Origin of the sequence: Streptomyces gobiensis (assembly GCF_021216675.1) — a bacterium.
Taxonomy (GTDB): Bacteria; Actinomycetota; Actinomycetes; order Streptomycetales; family Streptomycetaceae; genus Streptomyces; species Streptomyces gobiensis.
In genome coordinates this window covers 3,974,459-3,996,634 of sequence record NZ_CP086120.1, presented here as the reverse complement: position 1 = coordinate 3,996,634, position 22,176 = coordinate 3,974,459, and the positions used below count along the sequence as shown (strand labels likewise).

The window sequence follows — 22,176 nt, the reverse complement described above, 5'->3', positions numbered from 1 at the left end:
ACTCGCTCTCTTCGTCAGAGGGGCGCACACGGCGGGGGCCTTCGGCTGGCCCCGCCCGTGCGCATCGCTGCGTCACCCGCTGCGTCAGGCCTCGTTGTTGATCAGATCGTCGATCTGCTGGTCGGCCTTCTTGGTGGCCTCTTCCACCGGAGTGCCCTTGATGATGTCGAGGAGCATGTTGGGCAGGATCAGCTTGGTCTCGACGGCGGTCCAGCCGGGAGCGATCGGCGTGAACCAGGCGTCCGGCACGGCGTTGGCGATCGGAGCGGTCTCCGGGTTCGACTTCAGCGGCTCAAGCTGCTTGGTGTTGTTGGGCAGAATGTTCTTGGAGGCGAGCACCTCCTGGGACTTCTCGCTGGTGAACATGGCGATCCACTCTTCACCCAGGTCGGTGACCTTGGACTTGCCGATCACCGCGAGATCGGAGCCGCCGATGAAGGACGGCAGGGGCTTGCCGTTGGGGCCGGGCATACCGGCCGTCGCGATCTTGCCGTCGAGCTTGGGGTTGCCTTCTTCGCCCTCGACGACCCTGCCGGCCTCCCAGCCATTGCCGTAGAGGAGAGCGGCCTTCTCATTCGCCATCACATTGGCGTGGTCCTGCTCGTCCTTGGTCTTGTCGGCCTTGTTGTACGTCTTGACCAGGTCGACGAAGTGCTTGATACCCCGCTGTGCCTCGGGGCTGCTGAGCGTGGCCTTCCACTCCTTCTTGCCCTCGTCGTACTCGGCGATCTGGCCGCCGTAGGCAGCGACGTAGGACATCGCCGCGTACCAGTACCTGCCGGGCAGATAGAGCGAGGAGAACGCCGGGTCGGAGCCGTACTTCTGCTGGACCTTGGCGAGCGCCTTCTTCAGCCCGGCCTCGGTCTGCGGCAGTTCCTTGGAGCCGGTGGCCTTGTCGAACATCTCGGTGTTGAGGATCGCGACCCGGGCGCCCGCGTAGTAGGGGACACAGAACTGCTTGCCCTCAAAGGTGCAGGTGTCCTTCAGGCCCTCGATCCAGGTGTCGGAGTTGTCGTACTTCTTGGGGTCGATCTCGGCGAGGGCGCCGTTGAGGATGTAGGTCATGGTCTCGGTGTTGCCGAGCTCCACCACATCGGGGAACTTGGTACCGCCGAGGGCGGTGTCCAGCTTCTTGGCCTTGTCGCCCCACTGCTGGTACTGCACCTTGACCTTGACGTTCGGGTACTTCTTCTTGAACTGCGCGTTGACGTCCTTGACCAGCTCGGGCCAGGTGCTCTCCGCGTCGTTCATCAGCCATACGGTGAGCGTTTCGTCCCGCTCCTTCGGATCCTTGGACGCGTTGCCGCTGTCCGCTCCACAGGCCGCGACACCGGCCATCATCGCTGTGACACCGATCGCCGCTATGAGCTTGCGCTTCACGTCACCCTCCTCGGAGATGCCAGAAACTCCCGCCCGCCGCGGAGACATACGCCGAGGTACTGCCCGTGGGGCTGGGATTGGTCTTTAATGGTGTAGACCAGTGTCCGCAGCTTGGCCTAGACCTATAGGGGTGTCAAGGGTGTATAAGAAGGGCAGTGGGGTCCGTTACCGGAACGACACCTGAGCTGGGCGCCCACCTTGGGCGAGGGCCGTGCCACCATGTGAGCCGCTACGTACGGAGGAGCCGGTGACGGCAGCACGACATGAGTCGGGAAGGCGTGCCATGGGGACCGACGGGGGCGCAGCCCCGGCCGCCACGACGGCCGCGGGCGAGGCTGGGAACAACAACGGGAACGGCGGTGCGCGCACCGCTCGCGTACCGAAGTACTACCGCCTGAAGCGGCATTTGCTGGAGATGACCGAGACCATGCCGCCCGGCACCCCGGTGCCGCCGGAGCGCACCCTGGCCGCGGAGTTCGACACCTCCCGGACCACGGTCCGCCAGGCACTCCAGGAGCTGGTCGTCGAGGGGCGGCTGGAGCGTATCCAGGGCAAGGGCACCTTCGTCGCCAAACCCAAGGTCTCCCAGGCGCTGCAACTCACCTCCTATACCGAGGACATGCGGGCGCAGGGGCTGGAGCCCACCTCCCAGCTGCTCGATATCGGCTACATCACCGCCGATGACCGGCTGGCCGGGCTGCTCGACATCCCCACCGGGGCACGTGTGCTCCGTATTGAGCGGCTGCGGCTCGCCAGCGGCGAGCCGATGGCCATCGAGACCACCCATCTGTCCCAGAAGCGCTTTCCCGCACTGCGCCGCAGCCTGGTGAAGTACACCTCGCTCTATACGGCCCTGTACGAGGTCTACGGCGTCCGCCTCGCGGAGGCCGAGGAGACCATCGAGACCTCGCTGGCCAGCCCGCGTGAGGCAGGGCTGCTCGGCACGGATGTCGGGCTGCCGATGCTGATGCTGTCGCGGCACTCCTTCGACCGGGAGGGCCGGCCGGTCGAATGGGTGCGCTCGGTCTACCGGGGTGACCGCTACAAGTTTGTGGCGCGGCTGCAACGCCCCGAGGCATAGGCACAAACGCGGTGCGCCGAGTGCCGCTCGGCGCACAAGTCGACCGTTCCTCCCCCGGGTTGTGGCCGACCTAGTGACGGCCGCCCAAGCCCTGCCTTAAGTTTTCCCGCGCGTTACCGAAGGAGATCACCAGCAGGAACGGAGCCGCAGCATGGCCGAGCCCGCAGCACCCCCCGCCCCGGACGCCACACCGAGACGCGGGAGTCCCGCTCCGAAGACCGTCGTCCTCTGGACGGCGGTCGCCCTGGTGGGCGCGCTCGGCTGGGCCATGCTCGCGCTCTCCCGGGACGAGGAGGTGTCGGCCGCCTGGATGGTGGCCGCCGCGCTGGGTTCGTACGCCATCGGCTACCGCTTCTACTCCCGCTTTATCGCCTACCGGGTGCTCAAGGCCGACAAAACCCGCGCCACCCCGGCCGAACGCCTCAACGACGGGGTCGACTTCCACCCAACCGACCGCCGGGTGCTCCTGGGGCACCACTTCGCCGCCATCTCGGGGGCCGGTCCGCTGGTCGGTCCGGTGCTGGCCGCCCAGATGGGCTATCTCCCCGGCACCATCTGGATCATCGTTGGGGTGATCTTCGCGGGTGCCGTACAGGACATGGTGGTCCTGTTCTTCTCCACCCGCCGCAATGGCAAGTCGCTCGGCCGGATAGCCCGCGAGGAGATCGGCCCGATCGGCGGTATCGCGGCGCTGGTCGCGGTCTTCGCCATCATGATCATCCTGATCGCGGTGCTGTCGCTGGTGGTGCTCAACGCCCTGGCCGAGTCGCCCTGGGGCACCTTCTCCACCGCGATGTCCATTCCGATCGCCCTGTTCATGGGGATCTACCTGCGCTGGATCCGGCCCGGCCGGGTCGCCGAGGTCTCACTGATCGGCATCACGCTGCTGCTGCTCGCCATCACCGCGGGCAGCTGGATCGCCGAATCCAGCTGGGCCGGCGTCTTCACGCTCGACAAGAGCACACTGGTCATCTGGCTGGTGATATATGGCTTTGTCGCCTCCGTGCTGCCGGTGTGGATGCTGCTCGCTCCCCGCGACTACCTCTCCACGTTTATGAAGATCGGGACGATTGGTCTGCTGGCCCTCGGCATCGTCGTCACCCTGCCCACGCTGAAGATGGATGCCGTCACCGACTTCGCCACCCGGGGCGACGGCCCCGTCTTCGCGGGCTCGCTCTTCCCCTTCGTCTTCATCACCATCGCGTGCGGCGCCCTCTCCGGCTTCCACTCCCTGATCTCCTCGGGCACCACCCCGAAGATGATCCAGAAGGAGACCCAGGTCCGGATGGTCGGCTACGGCGGCATGCTGATGGAGTCCTCGGTCGCCGTGATGGCGATGACCGCGGCCTGCATCCTCGACCCCGGGCTGTTCTTCGCGATGAACGCCCCGCCCGCCGTCATCGGTGACACCCTGCAGTCCGCCTCGGAAACCATCACCAGCTGGGGCTACACCCTCACACCCGGCCAACTGGCCGAGGCGGCCCGGCAGGTGGAAGAGGGCTCGATTCTCTCCCGTACGGGCGGTGCGCCCACCTTCGCACTGGGCGTGGCACATATCTTCGCGGGCGTCATCGGCGGCTCCGGGATGATCGCCTTCTGGTACCACTTCGCCATCATGTTTGAGGTGCTGTTCATCCTGACCGCGATCGACTCCGGCACCCGGGTCGGCCGCTTTATGCTCCAGGAGATGGTGGGCAACACCCAGCCCGTGGTCCGGGCGGCCCGGCAGGCGGCGTGGATGCCACCGGGCCTGGGCAACGCGCTCGGCAGGGCCGAGCCGGTGCTGGGGAAGTTCCGGCAGGTCGGCTGGCTCCCCGGCGTCTACTTCACCAGCGCGCTGGTGGTGCTGGCCTGGGGCTACTTCCTCTGGGTCGGTGTCCATGACCCGCTGGGCGGCATCAACCAGCTCTTCCCGATCTTCGGTATCTCCAACCAGCTGCTGGCCGCAGTTGCCCTGACGGTGTGTACGGTCCTTCTGATCAAGTCCGGACGGCTCAAGTGGGCCTGGATCACGGCGGTCCCGCTGGCCTGGGACGCCACGGTCACGCTGACCGCGAGCTGGCAGAAGGTGTTCTCCGGCGACCCGCGCGTCGGGTTCTTCAGCCAGCGGGCGCAGGCCCAGGAGAAGATCGACTCGGGCCAGTTCAGCGGCCAGGAGCTGGCGGATCTGCAGACGATCGTTACGAATACCACGGTCCAGGGGACGCTGTCGGCGGTGTTCGCGCTGCTGATCGTGGTGGTCATCGCTGACGCGGTGCGGGTGTGCGTCAAGGCGGTACGGAGCCCTGAGGGCATCGAGCTCAATGAGGCGCCGTATGAGGAGTCCAAGCTGATCGCCCCGGCCGGGCTCTTCCCGACCAGGGAGGAGAAGGCCGAGCTGGAGGCCGCGGGCCTGGGACCCGGCGGCGGTGTCCCGGAGGAGCGGGAGGAGATCCGGCCGTGACGCTGAGTATCGGGCGACTGTGGTGGTACGTGCGTGAGTTCACCGGCGAGACCGCGTATGAGCGGTATGCGGAGCGGGTGCGGCGGGAGCGTCCCGGGGCGGTGGTGGTGAGCCGGGGGGAATTTGAGCGGCGCCGCATGGACCGCCGCGACGGGGATCCCCGGGAGGGGTTCCGCTGCTGCTGAGTGGCCGCCGGGGGTCCCCTGGCTCGGCCCCGTGGGGGCTGCGTTCCCGGGGTGCCGTGGGTGGGTGTCCCCGTATCCCGCCCCTTCCCGTAACCGGGGCTCACGCCCCCGGGCCCCGGGGTTCGCCGGGTGCGGGCCGGTGGCCGGGTTGTGCCCACCCACAGCCCCTCGCGGGGCTGCGAGTGCCCACAACACTTGGGGGCCGGGGGCGGAGCCCCCAGTTTCGGGAAGGAGCGGGGGGTGGGGAACGCACCCTCGTTCACACTGGGCGCATGGATATCGTGATCAGAGTGGCCCGCTCCGAGGAGCTGGATGAGATTGGGGAGCTGACCGCCGAAGCGTATCTGGGTGACGGCCTGCTCGACTTCGGGGAAGCCGACCCCTATCTCGCCGAACTGCGCGACACGCGGCGGCGGTCGGAGCACGCCGAGGTGCTGGTGGCCGCGGACAGCCGCAGCGACGAGCTGCTGGGTACGGTCGCCTTCGTCGCTGAGGGCGGGGAGTACGCCGATATCGCCCGGCCCGGCGAAGGTGAGTTCCGGATGCTGGCGGTACGGCCCGAGGGGCGCGGCCGGGGGGCCGGGGAGGCCCTGGTGCGGGCATGCGTCAGCCGGGCGCGGGGGCTCGGGCTGACCCGGCTGGTGCTCTCCAGCCAGCAGGGCATGCACGCGGCCCACCGGCTGTACGGGCGGCTGGGGTTTGTCCGTACCCCGGAGCGGGACTGGGAGCCGCTGCCGGGATTCAGGCTGTGGACGTTCGAGCTGGACTTGTCAACCTAACGCGTATACCGGACACAACATATGGGGGTGCATGACCCACGCGCCACTAGATGTATGCTCGTCCTCGCTGTCGCCGCAGGGGAATCCGGTGCGAATCCGGAACTGTCCCGCAACGGTATGCGATGGGTGCTTCCATGCGCCTTCGCGAGTCCGAAGACCTGCCGACGGTATCGAATACGTCCGGGCCTCGCGGGTTGGGCCGGTGGACGCTGCGTGGTGTGCTCCGCTCTGCTTGCGGCACGCCCGTACGCGCCCCGCCGCGCACCAGCCTCGTGGCCCCTGCCGAGCGAGGGAGAGCCCGTCCCGTGACCATCGCACCCGCGGAGCCCGTATCAGCGGTGCTGTTGCGCACCCTGACCGATCTCACTGCCGATCTGCCCGCCACCGACCCGGGCAAGGTGGCGGCCGCCGCGCTGCGCGGCCGCAACGCCGGGTCGGACGAAGCGGAGTTGCGGTCGCTGGCCACCGAGGCCGCCGCCGGGCTGATCGGCGATGAGCCGCAGTACTCACGGCTCGCCGCGCGGCTGCTGACCCTCGCCATCCGGGATGAGGCCGCCGGCCAGGGCGCGGTGTCCTTCTCGGCGTCGGTGGCGGTGGGCCACCACGAAGGGCTGATCGCGGACCGTACGGCCGAGTTCGTACGGACCCATGCGGCGGCGCTGGACGCGCTGGTCGAGCGGGCCCTGGCCGAGGGCGCCGATGACCGCTTCGGCTACTTCGGACTGCGTACCGTCCACTCCCGCTATCTGCTGCGGCATCCGATGACCCGCCAGGTCATCGAGACCCCACAGCACTTCCTGCTGCGGGTGGCCTGCGGGCTCGCCGAGGACGACAGCGAGCGAGCACTGGCCGACGTCGCCGAGCTGTACCGGCTCACCAGCACGCTGGCCTACCTGCCCTCCTCCCCCACCCTCTTCAACTCCGGCACCCGCCACCCGCAGATGTCGTCCTGCTATCTGCTGGACTCGCCGCTGGATGAGCTGGATTCCATCTATGAGCGCTACCACCAGGTCGCCCGGCTGTCGAAGCACGCCGGTGGTATCGGCCTGTCGTACTCACGGATCCGGGCCCGAGGGTCGCTGATCCGCGGGACGAACGGCCACTCCAATGGCATCGTCCCGTTCCTGCGCACCCTCGACTCCTCGGTCGCCGCGGTCAATCAGGGCGGCCGTCGCAAGGGCGCGGCCTGTGTCTATCTGGAGACCTGGCACGCGGACATCGAGGAGTTCCTGGAGCTGCGGGACAACACCGGGGAGGAGGCCCGCCGCACCCACAACCTCAATATCGCGCACTGGATCCCGGATGAGTTCATGCGCCGCGTCGAGGCGGATGCTGACTGGTCGCTGTTCTCGCCGGTGGATGTGCCGGAGCTGGTGGATCTGTGGGGCGATGACTTCGACGCGGCGTACCGGAAGGCGGAGGCCGCGGGGCTGGCCATCAAGTCCATCCCGGCGCGCCAGCTGTACGCCCGGATGATGCGCACCCTGGCGCAGACCGGCAATGGCTGGATGACCTTCAAGGACGCCGCCAACCGCACCGCGAACCAGACCGCCGAGCCGGGCCATGTGGTCCACTCCTCGAATCTCTGCACCGAGATCCTGGAGGTGACGGACGATGGCGAGACGGCGGTGTGCAATCTGGGCTCGATCAACCTCGCCGCGCATCTGGGCCCGGATGGGGACATGGACTGGGAGCGGCTGGACGCCACGGTCCGTACGGCCGTGACCTTCCTCGACCGGGTGGTGGACATCAACTTCTACCCGACCGAGCAGGCCAGCGGCTCCAACTCCCGCTGGCGCCCGGTCGGTCTGGGCCTGATGGGGCTGCAGGATGTCTTCTTCCGGCTGCGGCTGCCCTTTGACTCACCGGAGGCCAGGGCGCTGTCCACCCGGATCTCCGAGCGGATCATGCTCGCGGCCTACGAGGCCTCCGCGGATCTCGCCGAGCGGCACGGCCCGCATCCGGCCTGGGAGTCCACCCGGACGGCGCACGGTGTGCTGCACCCCGACCACTACGGTGACGCTCAGCCCAGCTGGCCCGAGCGCTGGGCGGCCCTGCGGGCCCGTATCGCCAAGACCGGTATGCGCAACTCGCTGCTGCTGGCCATCGCGCCGACCGCGACCATCGCGTCGATCGCGGGTGTCTATGAGTGCATCGAGCCGCAGGTCTCCAACCTCTTTAAGCGCGAGACGCTCAGCGGGGAGTTTCTGCAGGTCAACGCCTATCTGGTGGAGGACTTGAAGCGGCTGGGGCTCTGGCACGAGCGGACCCGGGAGGGGCTGCGCGAGGCCAATGGCTCGGTACAGGAGCTGCCCGGCGTTCCGGAGGAGGTGCGGGCGCTGTACCGCACCGCGTGGGAGGTCCCGCAGCGGGCGCTGATCGATATGGCGGCGGCCCGGACTCCCTATCTCGACCAGAGCCAGTCACTGAACCTGTTTATGGCGGCGCCGACGATTGGCAAGCTCAGTTCGATGTACGCGTATGCGTGGAAGCGGGGTATCAAGACCACGTATTACCTGCGGTCGCGGCCGGCTACTCGGATTGCGCAGTCGGCGCGTAGCAGTGCGGTTTCTGTGCGGCAGGCTGATGCCTGCTCGTTGGAGAACCCGGAGTCCTGCGAGTCCTGCCAGTAGCAACGGCGGGTTCCTTTCCCCAGCCCCGCCCCTTCCCGGCTGTACCGATATGCGGCTCCGCCGCGTGGCGGGCTTCGCCCCGGGCCCCCCGGGGTTTGCCGGTGCGGGCCGGTGGGCGGGTGTTGTGCCCACCCGTGCCGCCCCTCGGGCGGCCCGAGTGCCCACAACACTTCGGGGGTCTGGGGGCGCTAGCCCCCCACCGAATCACATACTCACGAGAGATCCTGATGACTACCGCTTCTGAACCCCGTACCAAGAACCTCCTCGATCCCGGTTTTGAGCTGACTCTGCGGCCCATGCGGTATCCGGACTTCTATGACCGGTACCGGGACGCGATCAAGAACACCTGGACCGTGGAGGAGGTCGACCTCCACTCGGATGTCACCGACCTCGCCAAGCTCTCGCCGGGCGAGCAGCACATGATCGGCCGCCTGGTGGCCTTCTTCGCGACCGGCGACTCCATCGTGGCGAACAACCTGGTGCTGACCCTGTACAAGCACATCAACTCCCCCGAAGCACGGCTGTATCTGTCGCGGCAGCTCTTTGAGGAGGCGGTGCATGTTCAGTTCTATCTGACCCTGCTGGACACCTATCTCCCCGACCCGGATGAGCGCACCGAGGCGTTCGCAGCGGTGGAGAACATCCCGTCCATCCGGGAGAAGGCACAGTTCTGCTTCAAGTGGATGGACTCGGTCGAGAACATCGACCGGCTGGAGTCAAGAGCGGACCGCCGTCGTTTCCTGCTCAATCTGATCTGCTTCGCTGCCTGCATTGAGGGACTGTTCTTCTACGGCGCCTTCGCTTACGTCTACTGGTTCCGCTCGCGCGGCCTGCTGCATGGCCTCGCTACCGGCACCAACTGGGTGTTCCGGGATGAGAGCTGCCATATGGATTTCGCCTTCCATGTGGTCGACACCGTCCGTCAGGAAGAGCCCGATCTTTTCGACGATGCCCTGGGCAAGGAGGTCACGGCCATGCTCCAGGAGGCCGTGGAGGCCGAGCTGCAGTTCGCCCGCGATCTGTGCGGCGATGGGCTGCCGGGGATGAACACCGAGTCGATGCGCGAGTATCTGCAGTGCGTCGCCGATCAGCGGCTGACCCGGCTCGGACTGGCCCCGGTGTACGGCTCGGAGAACCCCTTCTCCTTCATGGAGCTGCAGAACGTCCAGGAGCTGACCAATTTCTTTGAGCGCCGCGCCTCCGCCTACCAGATGGCGGTCGAGGGCTCGGTCTCCTTCGACGACGAGTTCTGAGCACCGCTTGTCCGGTGTCCCGTCCCGGTGTCCCGTCCCGGTGTCTCCTCCCGGTGTAGGGCGCTGAGCAGCGGGTACAGCGTGCGGCATGCGTGAGTCATTCGCCCTGGGTCATATCGCCGGGATACGGATCGGGGTCAACTGGTCCGTGCTGTTCATCTTCACGGTGATCGCCCTCGGGCTCGCCGGTGGGCGGCTGCCAGCCGCCCACCCCGGACACCCCTGGCCGCTGTACATCGCCGTGGGGCTGGTCACCGCCGTGGTGTTCTTCGGATCGCTTCTCGCCCATGAGCTGGCCCACGCCGTGGTGGCGCGGGGTTATGGCGTCCCGGTGGAGGGGATCGTCCTGTGGCTCTTCGGTGGGGTCGCCCGGATGGGGCAGGAGGCGCCGAATCCACGTGCTGAGCTGCGGATCGCCGGGGTGGGACCGCTGGTCAGCCTGGCCTTGGGGGTGATCTTCGCGGGCTTCGCCTGGCTGCTGGCCGGGCTGACGGGGGTCACGCTGGCGACCGAGGCGGTGGCCTGGCTGGCGGGGATCAATATCCTGCTGGCGCTGTTCAACTCCCTCCCGGCCGCGCCGCTGGACGGCGGCCGACTGCTGCGGGCGTTTCTGTGGTGGCGTACGGGCGACCGGCTGCGCGCGGTCCAGGGGGCCAGTACAGCGGGCAAGGTCATGGGCTGGGCGCTGATGCTCCTGGGGCTGTACGCGGTACTGCTGGGGGCGGCCTTCAGCGGGCTGTGGCTGGTGCTGATCGGCGGGTTCATCCTGGCGGCGGCCACCGCGGAGGCCAGCCAGGCGCAGGTACGCGATGTGCTGTCCGGGGTGCCGGTCCGGGATGTCATGAGCCCGGATCCGGTCGTGGCGCCGCCCGGTCTCCGGCTCGAGGACTTTCTGCGGGATCCCCCGGCCGGATACCGGCACCAGTCGTTCCCGGTCGTCGATGAGGACACCCCGGTGGGCCTGCTGACCCTGGACCGGGTCCGTGAAGTGGTGGCCGAGGGCCGGGAGTCGGCCCTGATCGGGGACATCATGCTGCCGCTCTCGGAGACCCTCACCGCGGGCCCGGCGGATTCCGTCGCGGACATCCTGCCGCGTATGGAGGGCGATACCGGAGGCCGTGTGCTGGTTCTCGACGACGGCGGCCGGCTCGTGGGGATCGTCTCGCCCTCGGATATCAACCGTGCGATCGCCTGGCTGATGTCGACGCTGCCCCGCGAAGGCGCGGCCCGCCGGACACCCCCGTAAGGCCACTCAGTCGTTGGCGACCGTCTCATAGCGGGGGGCGCCCTCGGCCATCTGCTTGAGGGCTTCCTTGCGCTCCCGCTTGGAGAGCCGGTCGATGTAGAGGTAGCCGTAGAGGTGGTCCGTCTCATGCTGGAGGCAGCGGGCGAAGTACCCGGTGCCCTGCACGGCGATCGGCTTGCCCTCGGCGTCCTGGCCGCGGACTACCGCGTAGTCCGGGCGGGCGAGCGAGGCGTAGGCGCCGGGAACGGAGAGGCAGCCCTCGTTGCTGTCGTCCAGCATGCGGCGCTCGGCGGGGAGTTCATCGAGAACCGGGTTGCAGACGACGCCCACATGCCGGACGCCCTCGTCATCCAGGCAGTCGTAGACGAAGACCTTGAGATCCACACCGATCTGGTTGGCGGCCAGGCCCACGCCCTCGGCGGCGCGCTGCGAGGCAAACATGTCGTCGACCAGCCTGGCCAGCTCGTCGTCGAACTCGGTGACGTCCCGGCACTCCTTGTGCAGCACCGGATTGCCGACGACGGTGATGGGGCGGGCGGTGCCGCGCGCGCGGTATGCCTGCTCGCGCGCTTCGCAGTCCTCCGTGTCGACGATGAACTCGTCGAACGGCTCCGACTTGGTCTCTTGCTGCTGGGCCATTCCGCCGTACGCCTTCCTCACAACCTGATGCGTCGCCCTACAGGGTACGGGGCTTCCCGCGACCGGCTCAGCAGACCTCTTCAAGATCACGCCACTCGCGGGTGTCCGGGCTGTCGGCGACCCAGCCGTCCAGCAGCCCACGGACCAGCCCGGCGGGGGCCGCCAGGCCGCACTCGCGCTCCGGGATCCACAGATCTCCCGGGGTCACATGCCCCAGCGGCCCGGGGTGCCCGGGCACGCTGTGATCATGCGGATCCTGGCGGGCGGAGCCATCACCCTCGTCGGTGGGCATCCGGGACTCCGAACAGGAGCGGCACAGCAGCCGCACGGATGATGACCAGTCCTCGGCGGCGAAGCCCGCGTCTGCGGCCAGCCGCTCCAGGGCGTCCCGGTCGGCCTCGGTAGCGGCCTCCAGGAGCACCACCCAGGTGGGCACCGGCGAGGGTGCCCAGAGTTCTATCTCGTCGAAGACCGGGTAGGCCGAGGGGGCGCCCCCGGCGGAGACGGTGCGCTCGCCGTGCGGGACACCGTCGTGCAGCACGACCTCGCCCCAGCGGCGCCCGGAGGACGGCAGCGGGATGGACTGCACCTCGATCCTGGCCGGATCCAGCCGACGGCCCCATACGACCTCGGCCTCGCCCTCCGGGGAGAGCCGTACGGCCGCGCTGCCCAGCTCCATACCGGTCGGCTCCGCCGTCGCGCCCGGGTCGCCGGGGGTGCTGGGCACCCGCAGCCCGTACGCCTGCCAGGCACGGCGGGCCAGCGGCCAGTCCTGCAGAGCGGTGGCGGCGATACCGACGTTCCACCAGTCAGGGGCCCCGGCCGCCCGGTCAAGGAGGGCGACGGCGCGCAGCCCGGCGGCGCGGGCCTGCTCCCAGTCGTGCCGGAACTTGTGCAGCAGCGCCAGATTGAACCAGGACTCAGAGAGCCACGGCTCCAGGTCGGCGGCGCGGGTCAGCAGCGCGCCCGCGTCCTCGTACCGCCCGTCTCCGATGAGGGTGAAAGCACGGTCAGTGGCCAGCCGCCAGTCGGTGGATGGCCGGTGCCGTGCCCTGCCGAAGATCCTCACGATGATCCCGCCTGATTCCCGCCTGTTGGTTACGGTGTTGCCCGGTTGCGGGCGCCTTGTGCGGTCCTTCTCCTCGCATCCAACCATGCCCGCTCGGGGGGCCGCTCATTACCCGTAGGTTGGACCGATAAGGGCTCGCACAGGGCCAGCTTGCGTCAGCCCGCCGGACCGCGCGAGACGACCTGGGCCAGCGCCTCCACAACACGGGGGTCATGGTCATAAGCGGTGGCGAGTCTCAGCTGTTCCAGGGCCTGCAGCGGGCACTCTACGGGCTCGGTCGGGGCCTTGCCGGGGGCGGCCCGCACCAGGTCCTCGTAGGCGTTGACCGTGCGGACAATACGGGCCGTAAGCGGCTGTTCACGGTAGGGGTCAGCCTGTCGCTCCACGATGACGGCGACCTCCGCGGGCACCCCGGTCTGCCGCACCACCGCCCCGCCCAGCAGGGCTATCCTGCGCTGCTCGGCGGGGTCCAGCGGCTCCGTGGCACCGCCGGGGACCGGATCGAGGAGGGAGAGCTGGCCGATGTCATGCATCAGGGCGGCGTACTCCAAGACGGTGAGTTCGGCCTCGGACAGCCCCAGCTCACGGCCGGTCGCCCGGCTGAGCTCGGCGACCCGGCGGGCATGACCGTGCGGGGTGTACCCGGCGACCTCGGTGGCGCGGGCCAGTGAGGCGATGGTCTGCCGGTAGGTGGCCTGCGAGGCGGCGTAGCGGCGGAAGGAGAGCTGGGTCAGCAGCAGCGGCACGCAGAAGACCGGCAGCGCCCACAGCCCGGCCACCGCCACGGCCAGCGCGATCACCACGCTGGTCGCACAGATCGCCGTGCCGATGCCCAGCAGCGCCCGCAGCTCGTCGCGCAGCAGCGGGCCGTAGGGCCAGCCGGTGCGGGCGCGGGCGAGCGCGGCGGTCAGCACGGCGTCGCAGAGCACCGTGAGGAGGAGGATGAGCAGCAACACGACTACGTGGTACGGGCCGGTGCCGAGCCACTGGGCCAAGGTGCCGGTGGTGTAGAGCGGTTGGAAGCAGGTGGCCGCGAAGCCGACCGTGAGCACCCGGCGGGCCGCCTGGTCCAGGGACGGCGCCCGGCCGACCGCGACCTGTGGGGCGAGGCCCACCAGTGAGGCGGCCACGGTCACCGCGATGACCTGCAACACCCCATGGCTGGTGGGCTCGCCGCCCGCCTCCCCCAGCAGCGCGTAGGCGAGCGCCCCGGCGGCGCCCAGCGGCGCGGACTCCCGGTCTCCGGGCAGGGCGCCGCGTACGGTCTCGCCAACGGCGATGAGCAGCCCGAACGCGAGGGCGATGGCGGGCTGGCGCAGACCCTGCCAGAGCGTCCAGCCGAGCGCGGTGGCGGTGAGCGCGGCCGCCGCGGCATAGGTGATGGCGACGGTTCGGCTCATCGGTGGGGTCATGGATGCGGCCCGGTGGCGTCGAGGGCCTGTTCCCGGCTTTCCGCGGCCGCTACGGCGCCGGCCGCTGGCGGGACGTTTCCGCCGGCCTCATCGCCGGTGACTACGGGGGACCAGCCCCGCCGGTGGAGGGCACGGGTCAGAGCGCGGACCATCCGGGGGTCGAACTGGGTGCCCGCGCAGCGCTTCAGCTCGGCGATGGCGTCCCGGATGGGGCGGGCACGGCGGTAGCTGCGGGTGGAGGTCATGGCGTCAAAGGCGTCGGCGACGGCGACGACCCGGGCGAACTCGGGGATCTGGCGGCCGCGCAGGCCATAGGGGTAACCGCTGCCGTCCAGCCGTTCATGGTGGTGCAGGATCGCCGCACGGGCCTCGCCCAGGAAGCCGATGCCGCGCACCACTTCATGGCCGTACTCGGGGTGCAGCTCGATGGCCTGGCGTTCCTCCGGGGTGAGCGGCCCGTCCTTGCGGAGGATCCGGGTGGGGACACCGAGTTTGCCGACATCGTGCAGAATCCCGGCGAAGCGCAGCGCTTCGAGCCGTTCGTCGTCCATGCCCAGCTCATGGGCGATCAGCGCGGAGGCGCGGCCCACGCGTTCGCTGTGGCCACGGGTGTAGCTGTCCTTGATGTCGACGGCCTGCACCAGGGCGCGGATGGTGGCCTGGTGGGCGGCGCGCTCCCGGTGGTACTGCGCGAAGACCCAGCAGCCGATGTACATGGGCAGCAGCACACAGAGCGCGGCGGGCGCCCCGTACGGGCTGTGCCAGAGTACGGCCATCATCAGCCCGGCCAGCCCCTGCACCAGATGCGGGGCGAGGGAACGGGGCAGCTGGCCGCGCCAGGCGGTGCGGGCCGAATAGCGCTCGGCGGCGATCAGGATGCCGCCGTCCAGGGCGGTGAGGACAACGCTGAAGGCGAGTGTGGCGGCGGCCGCGGGCAGCAGGACAGCGGGGAAGTCGGCCTGGGCGAGCGCGGGCTCGCCGCCGAGCAGCAGGTGCGTATGGGCGGCCGCGCAGACGGCCAGAGCGAGCTGGGCGGCGTGCCAGATACGGCGGGCGGCGGCGTGGGGGTGTGCGTCGGCGGCGCGGCCGAGGAGGGCGCCGGGCACGGGGACCAGCAGGGCGGCGGCCGGGGGCAGCAGCAGGGCGGCAGCGAGCAGGACCGGGAAGAAGGAGCCGAGGCCGGGGGGCACCCGGTGGCGCATCAGAGGGCAGCGGGGCAGCCACTCGCATCCGGCGTAGAGGGCGGCCAGCAGGGCGGCGAGGGGCCATGGGACGGTTGCGGGGTCGTACGTGGCGGCGTCGTATGTGGCGGGGAGCACGGGGACAGTGCAGCCAACGGCCGCGAACACGGCGCAGCCGATATACACCCGTGCGCCCCATGGCAGCGGCCGTCCCCGCATGACGTCTCCTCACCCGTCCCAGGATGGGGAGAATAGAAGTGCGGCAGGCGTATAAGAGGGCGTATTCGCAGATTGGCTCGCATGAGCCAGCCGGATTAACCCCTTCGGGTGACTGCGGGCCGAACTCCTGCGTTAGAGATCGCCCTTCGGAGAGCTTTCTTCACGCAGCGTTCTTCACAGAGCTTTCTTCCGGGCCACTGGTGAGGAGCCGGTCGCGTCATCGGCGGGCTCGGTGGGAGCGGTGTCCGGAGCGCCGTGGGTGTATCCCGGTTCGAGCGCGGTGTCGAGCACGGCCTGATCCGGCACGGTCTCCCCGGCGCGGATCAGCTCGATCCGGCCCATCACCTTGGAGCGCAGGTCGGTCGGCACATCGTCATGGCCACAGCAGCGCTTGACGAGCTTCTTCACGGCCTGCTCCAGACCGTACTTCTCCAGGCAGGGTGAGCACTCGTCGAAGTGCTCCGCCAGCTTCTCGCGGTCGATGTGGGGCATCTCCTGGTCCAGGTACTCATAGAGATGGTCGAGGACCTCAGAGCAGTCCGTCTCGTGCGGCTCTCCGCAACTCATGAACCCGAGCCTTTCCGGTTGTGCGACTCGTCGTACTCCCCCGATCCAGCCGACGCCCCCGCGGGCACCAGCCCACGGTCGCGCGCGTAGTCCTCCAGCATGCCGCGCAGCTGCCGGCGCCCCCGGTGCAGCCGCGACATCACCGTACCGATGGGCGTAGCCATGATGTCGGCGATCTCCTTGTAGGCAAAGCCTTCAACATCCGCGAGATAGACGGCGATGCGGAACTCCTCCGGGATGGCCTGGAGAGCTTCCTTCACATCGGAGTCCGGCAGATGGTCGAGGGCCTGCGACTCGGCGGAGCGCAGCCCGGTCGACATATGCGACTCGGCGCGCGCCAGCTGCCAGTCCTCGATCTCCTCGGCAGCGCTGCGCTGGGGCTCACGCTGCTTCTTGCGATACGAGTTGATGAACGTATTGGTCAGAATGCGGTACATCCACGCCTTGAGGTTCGTGCCCTCGCGGAACTGGTGGAACGAGCCGTACGCCTTCGCGTAGGTCTCCTGCACGAGGTCCTCGGCGTCGGCGGGGTTACGCGTCATACGGAGCGCGGCGGAGTACATCTGGTCAAGAAAGCCCAGCGCGTCACGCTCAAAGCGCGCGCTGCGCTCTCCATCGGTCTCCTGCGGCTCGGTCTCCTGCGGCGCGTTCTCCGTACCGTCCTCGGTCCCGGCGACCGGACCCACCTCCTCCGTAACGCTGACGACTGCGAGAGCGGACCCGCTCGAATCGGAGGATAGACGACGATCCAGTCCATCCGCCGCCTGAATCTCTGTGGCACCGGCCAGTGCCAGCGTGGCCCAGTCCAGGTCAGCGGCCTGGGGACGCTGCGGGCAAGCGACAGAACCCATGGGGGCGGCTCCCTCTCCTCGTGCTCCTGGTGTCGTACCGGCGTTCTGTCACAACACGCGCCCCAGACGGCTCATTCCCGGTTCAGCCAACTGATCACGGAATCAGTGATCAGGGTGAGTGCGTCCTGCTGGCTGATCTCCGCCTTCTTCGGCACCGCGAAGCCGTGATCACCGTGCGGCACCTCGACGATCTCGGTACCGCCCGGGAACTCCGCGGGCCGCCCGAAAGGGTCACGTCCGCCCTGCACGACCAGCGTGGGCACCGTGGCCAGCGCCAGCTCCTCGGCGCGGGACTTCTCCGGCTTGCCGGGCGGATGCAGGGGAAAGGACAGCGCCAGCACCGCCCGGGCGCCCAGCGGCTGCGCGGTGCGGCACGCCACCCGGGCCCCGGCGCTGCGGCCACCCGAGACGACCGGTGCGCCTTCCTTCTCGAGCGCGGGCCACACCGCCAGCCAGGCCGCGTCCAGGGTCTTCGGGGCGGGCGCCACCTTCTTCCCGGCGACCCGCCAGGGCTGCTCGACCAGCGCCACGGTGACGCCGTGGGCCGGCAGTGTGGTCGCCAGGGCCTGCAGATCCCGCGCCTCGATCCCTCCTCCGGCGCCATGGCCCAGGGCCAGCACCAGCTCCGCCCCCGCCGCCGCCCGGTGCCAGGCGATCCGGGCGTCACCCGCCGGGGTCGCCACGATCTCGCTCTTCGTCACGCTCATCAGAACAGCGTGCCCTCTTCCGGAGCCTCCAGCTCGCGCACCAGCTCCGGCGAGTTGTTACGGACATCGCTGACGTCCGTCGTCACCGGATACGCCCGGTGCCGCCCGGGCGGCAGATCTGCCAGCAGCGCCCGCAGCTCCGCTTCATCGCTGTGCCCCGGATTTAGCCAGGCGTCCCAGCTCTCCCGGGGCAGCGCCACCGGCATCCGGGGATGGATATCCGCCAGACACCGCGGCCCGGTCCCCTCCTCCTCAGCCCCGACCAGCGGCGTCGTCTCGGCATCCGTCGTAATCACCGTGCACGTCACCCACCAGGCCTTCGGATCGTCGCCCGGCAAGCCCGGGTCGCGCCAGAACTCATAGAGCCCGGCCAACGCCATCACCGACCCATCGGCCGGAGTGACAAAGTACGGCTGCTTACGCGTCCGCTTCCGCTTCCCCTGCTGCTCCAGATCGAGTTCGCCCTTCGCGGTAAGCCACTCGTAATACCCGTCGGCGGGCAGCAGACACCGCCGGGCCGCGAACGCCCGCCGGTAGGCGGCCTTCTCATGGACGCTCTCCGCCCGGGCGTTGATCATCTTTACCCCGGTGTCGGGTGACTTGGCCCACGACGGCACCAGCCCCCAGCGCAACACCCGCAGCTGCCGCACCGGGGTCCTGTCCTCGGCCCCCTTGACCGGCCGGTCAAGGACCGCGTACACCTCCTTGGTCGGTGCCACGTTCCAGTCCGGCGCCAGCGTCTCCGCGGGCTCCCACTTCTGTACGTCGAACGCCGTGACCAGATCCTCGGGCCGCCGACTCGCCGCATACCTACCGCACATAAGTGCCACACTGCCACGGGACGGCTCCCGCTACCGGCGTACCCCGTCATCCGCGCATCGGGTGCAGCGGCAGGGCGGCCAGGCCGGCCCGAGCCCGTAGACCGCGGTCGCATCGCCCCGATACGTGACCTCGGGCCGTACGGTCCGGCGCTCACCGGTCTCCGGATCAACGCGGTAGACGGCGATCGTCAGCCGGGCCTCATACGCACGCACCTGACCGCACCCCCTCACGCGGCAGGCTGACCCAGGTCCGGGTCCCACCCAGCGGCGGCCCGGCCGGCGCCACGGCGAGGGTCCCACCGAAGACCCGTACACCGGCGTCCAGCCGCACCAGCCGCCCACGCCGCGAGGCCTCCCCGGCAGCGTGCTGATCAAAAGCGGTCAGCCGCAACGCCCCGAAGCGCCACCGCACGTAGAAGCTGACCCGCTGGTCCGGGCCCTGCTGACACGCGGCCCCCAGGAGCTCCCCGGTAGCCCACCCGGCGAACCCCGCCATGCAGGCCAGCCCATGCCGCCCCAGCAGGGCGGAGACGGCATGCTGCACAACCGGCACGCAGAGCGCGCCGCCGGGCAGCCCGAACGAATAGGCGACGTCCTCGACGGGCGGACGTAGAGTAGTAGTCATGCGCGGTAACTCCATTCCGTTTCAGTGGTGTTGGAGTCCTCGCGCGGCGGGCGCTCGTGCCCTGCCTCCCTGGACGCGGGCACACCCGCCCCCAGGGAGCGGTCGGGCATGCTCGCGCAGCACACATCCGGCAACGCCGTGCGTGAGACTTACAGCACTGACGGTAGTGGATTCCGGAACCCGTGTGCTACCTCTTCGCCGGATTCCCTGTGCTACTCGGTGGATCTAGTCAGCCGCCGTCGGCAGACTAAGCAGCAGTCGCAAGGAGGGGACGTATGCCACCGCGGAGCAACCCAACGATCCGCCAGCGCAGACTGGGCGCCGCACTGCGCCAGTTGCGCGAGCAGGCAGGCCTGTCCGCGACGGAGGCCGCCGCGCTGCTCGGTGTCGACCGGACCCGGATCTCCAACACCGAAGCAGGCCGCTTCGGCATCAGTCCCGCCCGCGTGCGCACACTCGCCTGCAACTACAAATGCCCGGACACTGCGCTCATCGACGCTCTGGCCGACCTCGCCCAGGACCACAGCAAAGGCTGGTGGGAGGAGTACCGCGGCGAACTGCCCGCGTTCTTCCTGGACATCGCGGAACTCGAATGGCACGCAGTTCGCCTGCGCAATGCGCTGACCTCGCACATTCCCGGCCTGCTGCAGACCGAGGCGCACGCACGAGCCGTGTTCGACATCGTCATCCCCGAACTTCCACCGGATGAGATCGACCTCCGTGTCGCTCACCGCGCGAAACGCAGCACCCTCCTCGACCGGGAAAACCCACCGGCGTACGAGGCACTCATCCATGAGGCCGCACTGCGTATGCGGTTCGGCGGCCGCGACACCGCCCTGGACCAGCTCAAGCACCTGCTGGAGATGGGCGAGCGCGAGCACATCACCTTGCGCGTGGTTCCCTTCTCCGCCGGAGGCTTCCCGGGTGCCGGACAGACGGTGCTGTATGCCCAGGGCACCGTGCCCCAGCTCGACACCGTCCAGCTGGACACCTCATACGGCTCCATCTTCATCGACGCCCAGATGCAACTTGCCAACTACCGCCAGCTACTGGACGGCATGGAGAAGGCATCGCTCGACGAAAAGGCGTCCAGAGACTTCATCCACAACATCGCCCGCACTCTCTGAGAGGTTATCGATGTCCGAGATCACCTGGCAGGAACCGTTCTGCGGCGGTGGCGGCAACGCCTGCCTCCAACTCGGCTACGACGAAACCGGCACCCCACACCTACGCGAAACCGAACACCCCGACCAAATCCTCACCACCACCCCCACCGCCCTCACCGCCCTCATCACCGCCGCCCGCCACGGCACCCTGAATCCGCTCCCCCGAGCCTGACCGAACGGCGTCAGTTCCCGCAGACGGCCGAGCACAGCGAGCAGCGCATCACCCTCAAGGTGGAACCACCCCCTCACCACCGGGCTCCGCTTGCCTAAGATCCCTACGCTCTCAAACATGACCGACCGCTGGGAGATCGAACTCGAACCGGATGTGGCGGAGTGGCTGGGCACCCTGCCTCGAACGCTCTACCGAACAGCGGAACGCCAAGCCGACCACTTGGCCGCCCAGCCCACCACCCTCGGTGAACCGTTCTCACGGCACCTCGGCGGTTCCTTGCGGGAACTCCGCTTCGTCCTGGGGACCGATACCGTACGCATCCCGTACTGGCTGGCACCCGATCGCCGCATCGTATTGCTCACGGTCTTCCACGACACCCGTATGCGCGAAGAAGCACAGCTCCAGCAGGCCGTCCGGAAACAGAAAGAGTGCGAGTCGGAACACCCGCCAGCCCACGAGACCTATCACCGCACGTTCGAGGAGCAGCCATGAGCAAGGGGTACCACACCACTTGGCGCATCCCGGACGACCACCGGGAAAGCCTCACCTACATCGAAGCCGGGGCCGCCATCGCACTCGGGCAGGCCGTTTACGACCGACGTATCGAACTCGGCATTGACCGAGGTGAGCTCGCTCGGCGTGCCGATATGAACACCGCCGACATCGAACACATCGAAGGCGGAGCCACCGTACCGACACTGCGCCTGCTCAGAACACTCGCCGAAGCCCTGGACGCCAAACTAGACCTGTCCATCGACCCCGAAGAAACCCACGTCGAGTTCACACCTCACCCCGCATAGGACCCTCGCAGGCGCAAAGGTGCGGAACCCTCGCCCACCCTGAACCTCAGTTGGAGCCAGCGCCGACTACTGGTGAAGCAGACGCGTGGGCGTGTCCGAAGTGGTGGGCGGCCCGTTCCGTCTGCATGGCGGTGAGCTTGAGAACGAAGCCGATGGCGAACGCCGCCGCAAGGATCCCAACCCCGTCCGCGATAAGCCAGGTGTTCACCGCCCCTATGATCTCGTGGGCATCCTCGGCCTTCTTGTATCGCTGGGAAGCTGCCCGCCCGAAAACGAGTCCGGCAATCCACAGTGCCCACCATCCGTTGAGCAGCCCCACCGACACGCGAGGTCGCACCGTACCGTCCGGACCGGGAGGCGTGCTGGCATCCCAGATGTCATTGGCGATCTTCTTCGGGAACCACAGGTTCACTACCGGCACGAACCAACCGCCAATAGCCCAGCCACGCTTCATCCGGTGACCCTCCGGATCGAATATCTCCGCGTTGACCCGGGACCGGTGGAACCATTTCAGAAAGACAACCCCGGCGGCTGCCAACGCCGTCATCTGCGCCCAGCTCGCCACCACATAGAGAATGTCCGCCTGCTCCAGCCGCTCGTCGGTGACCGCATCCCACCGACCCGCATGCACATCGCTCATCACCATATGCACCTGGGACGCGGCGAAGATCGCGAACACATCCGCCACGATGCAAACCCCCAACAGCACCGTGACAGCGACCGCCAATCTCCGCGTCGACGCCCATGGAGGCCCCGGCAGCCCCGGCCCCTCGACGGCAAAGCCCCCCGCCACGAACCACACCTCAGACACATAGAAGATCCCGTAAGGACAGTTGACGGCAGAACGTATGCCCAAGGTCACCGAAACGGCCAGGCCCGAAAACGGACATCCGTGATCGGTTCCCAAACAGCCCAGTGACGCTCGTCACCATCGAAAAAGGTTGTAC

22 protein-coding genes, 1 pseudogene and 1 riboswitch are annotated in these 22,176 nt (G+C 68.6%); of the genes and pseudogenes, 11 read left to right on the top strand and 12 right to left on the bottom strand.

Annotated elements, in window-relative coordinates:
- Window positions 1-84: 84 nt before the first annotated feature.
- A complete protein-coding gene (locus test1122_RS18720; protein WP_232270321.1) occupies window positions 85-1,380 on the bottom strand; it encodes a sugar ABC transporter substrate-binding protein in 1,296 nt (431 codons plus the stop codon).
- 283 nt (window positions 1,381-1,663) lie between these two features.
- Between test1122_RS18720 and test1122_RS18715 the strand changes: the two genes are divergently transcribed.
- From test1122_RS18715 to test1122_RS18685, 7 genes are all read left to right on the top strand, one after another.
- A complete protein-coding gene (locus test1122_RS18715) occupies window positions 1,664-2,461 on the top strand; it encodes a GntR family transcriptional regulator (RefSeq protein WP_232270320.1) in 798 nt (265 codons plus the stop codon).
- Between the two features lie 151 nt (window positions 2,462-2,612).
- Window positions 2,613-4,904: a carbon starvation CstA family protein gene (locus test1122_RS18710; protein WP_277879853.1), complete on the top strand. Its 2,292-nt coding sequence runs from the start codon at window positions 2,613-2,615 to the stop codon at window positions 4,902-4,904.
- The gene (locus test1122_RS18705) at window positions 4,901-5,089 is read left to right on the top strand and encodes a CstA-like transporter-associated (seleno)protein (protein ID WP_232270319.1); all 189 of its coding nucleotides are present in this window, start codon (window positions 4,901-4,903) and stop codon (window positions 5,087-5,089) included. The genes test1122_RS18710 and test1122_RS18705 overlap by 4 nt, the downstream gene beginning before the upstream one ends.
- 272 nt (window positions 5,090-5,361) lie before the next feature.
- Window positions 5,362-5,868 carry a GNAT family N-acetyltransferase gene (locus test1122_RS18700; RefSeq protein WP_232270318.1) on the top strand — a complete coding sequence of 169 codons (507 nt, stop codon included), beginning with the start codon at window positions 5,362-5,364 and terminating at the stop codon, window positions 5,866-5,868.
- A gap of 54 nt (window positions 5,869-5,922) precedes the next feature.
- Window positions 5,923-6,048: riboswitch (cobalamin riboswitch) on the top strand.
- A gap of 125 nt (window positions 6,049-6,173) precedes the next feature.
- Window positions 6,174-8,501, top strand: coding sequence for a ribonucleoside-diphosphate reductase subunit alpha (locus tag test1122_RS18695; protein WP_232270317.1), 2,328 nt, complete (start codon window positions 6,174-6,176; stop codon window positions 8,499-8,501).
- Between the two features lie 227 nt (window positions 8,502-8,728).
- Window positions 8,729-9,754 (top strand): ribonucleotide-diphosphate reductase subunit beta, encoded by a 1,026-nt coding sequence (locus test1122_RS18690; RefSeq protein ID WP_232270316.1) that lies wholly within the window; start codon window positions 8,729-8,731, stop codon window positions 9,752-9,754.
- A gap of 88 nt (window positions 9,755-9,842) precedes the next feature.
- Complete coding sequence (locus test1122_RS18685) at window positions 9,843-11,000, top strand: site-2 protease family protein (protein ID WP_232270315.1); 1,158 nt, start codon at window positions 9,843-9,845, stop codon at window positions 10,998-11,000.
- Window positions 11,001-11,006: 6 nt separating this feature from the next.
- Here test1122_RS18685 and def read toward each other — a convergent pair whose 3' ends face one another.
- The 10 genes and pseudogenes from def to test1122_RS18635 form a co-directional block, all read right to left on the bottom strand.
- On the bottom strand, window positions 11,007-11,639 hold the full coding sequence (gene def, locus test1122_RS18680; protein WP_232270314.1) for a peptide deformylase: 633 nt from the start codon (window positions 11,637-11,639) through the stop codon (window positions 11,007-11,009).
- A 67-nt stretch (window positions 11,640-11,706) separates the two neighbouring features.
- On the bottom strand, window positions 11,707-12,708 hold the full coding sequence (locus test1122_RS18675; protein WP_232270313.1) for a tetratricopeptide repeat protein: 1,002 nt from the start codon (window positions 12,706-12,708) through the stop codon (window positions 11,707-11,709).
- 155 nt (window positions 12,709-12,863) lie between these two features.
- Window positions 12,864-14,108 (bottom strand): HD-GYP domain-containing protein, encoded by a 1,245-nt coding sequence (locus test1122_RS18670; RefSeq protein ID WP_232270312.1) that lies wholly within the window; start codon window positions 14,106-14,108, stop codon window positions 12,864-12,866.
- A gap of 8 nt (window positions 14,109-14,116) precedes the next feature.
- Window positions 14,117-15,520: an HD-GYP domain-containing protein gene (locus test1122_RS18665; RefSeq protein ID WP_232270311.1), complete on the bottom strand. Its 1,404-nt coding sequence runs from the start codon at window positions 15,518-15,520 to the stop codon at window positions 14,117-14,119.
- A 270-nt stretch (window positions 15,521-15,790) separates the two neighbouring features.
- A pseudogene (rsrA, locus tag test1122_RS18660) lies at window positions 15,791-16,087 on the bottom strand (mycothiol system anti-sigma-R factor); the annotation flags it as partial.
- A complete protein-coding gene (locus test1122_RS18655) occupies window positions 16,084-16,773 on the bottom strand; it encodes a sigma-70 family RNA polymerase sigma factor (RefSeq protein WP_232271972.1) in 690 nt (229 codons plus the stop codon). The gene test1122_RS18655 and the pseudogene rsrA, both read right to left, overlap by 4 nt.
- Window positions 16,774-17,009: 236 nt before the next feature.
- The gene (locus test1122_RS18650) at window positions 17,010-17,645 is read right to left on the bottom strand and encodes an alpha/beta hydrolase family protein (RefSeq protein WP_232270309.1); all 636 of its coding nucleotides are present in this window, start codon (window positions 17,643-17,645) and stop codon (window positions 17,010-17,012) included.
- The gene (locus tag test1122_RS18645) at window positions 17,645-18,466 is read right to left on the bottom strand and encodes an SOS response-associated peptidase (RefSeq protein WP_232270308.1); all 822 of its coding nucleotides are present in this window, start codon (window positions 18,464-18,466) and stop codon (window positions 17,645-17,647) included. Before test1122_RS18645 ends, test1122_RS18650 begins: the two co-directional genes overlap by 1 nt.
- 30 nt (window positions 18,467-18,496) lie before the next feature.
- Window positions 18,497-18,679: a hypothetical protein gene (locus tag test1122_RS18640; protein WP_232270307.1), complete on the bottom strand. Its 183-nt coding sequence runs from the start codon at window positions 18,677-18,679 to the stop codon at window positions 18,497-18,499.
- Window positions 18,666-19,091, bottom strand: coding sequence for a hypothetical protein (locus tag test1122_RS18635; RefSeq protein ID WP_232270306.1), 426 nt, complete (start codon window positions 19,089-19,091; stop codon window positions 18,666-18,668). The genes test1122_RS18640 and test1122_RS18635 overlap by 14 nt, the downstream gene beginning before the upstream one ends.
- Window positions 19,092-19,366: 275 nt before the next feature.
- Between test1122_RS18635 and test1122_RS18630 the strand changes: the two genes are divergently transcribed.
- From test1122_RS18630 to test1122_RS18615, 4 genes are all read left to right on the top strand, one after another.
- A complete protein-coding gene (locus test1122_RS18630) occupies window positions 19,367-20,218 on the top strand; it encodes a helix-turn-helix domain-containing protein (protein WP_232270305.1) in 852 nt (283 codons plus the stop codon).
- 10 nt (window positions 20,219-20,228) lie between these two features.
- Window positions 20,229-20,429 carry a DUF397 domain-containing protein gene (locus test1122_RS18625; protein WP_232270304.1) on the top strand — a complete coding sequence of 67 codons (201 nt, stop codon included), beginning with the start codon at window positions 20,229-20,231 and terminating at the stop codon, window positions 20,427-20,429.
- A gap of 117 nt (window positions 20,430-20,546) precedes the next feature.
- Complete coding sequence (locus test1122_RS18620; RefSeq protein WP_232270303.1) at window positions 20,547-20,921, top strand: type II toxin-antitoxin system RelE/ParE family toxin; 375 nt, start codon at window positions 20,547-20,549, stop codon at window positions 20,919-20,921.
- Complete coding sequence (locus test1122_RS18615) at window positions 20,918-21,229, top strand: helix-turn-helix domain-containing protein (RefSeq protein ID WP_232270302.1); 312 nt, start codon at window positions 20,918-20,920, stop codon at window positions 21,227-21,229. The genes test1122_RS18620 and test1122_RS18615 overlap by 4 nt, the downstream gene beginning before the upstream one ends.
- 46 nt (window positions 21,230-21,275) lie before the next feature.
- Here the strand turns inward: test1122_RS18615 and test1122_RS18610 are convergent, their stop codons facing one another.
- On the bottom strand, window positions 21,276-21,908 hold the full coding sequence (locus test1122_RS18610; protein ID WP_232270301.1) for a DUF4328 domain-containing protein: 633 nt from the start codon (window positions 21,906-21,908) through the stop codon (window positions 21,276-21,278).
- Between the last annotated feature and the right edge of the window lie 268 nt (window positions 21,909-22,176).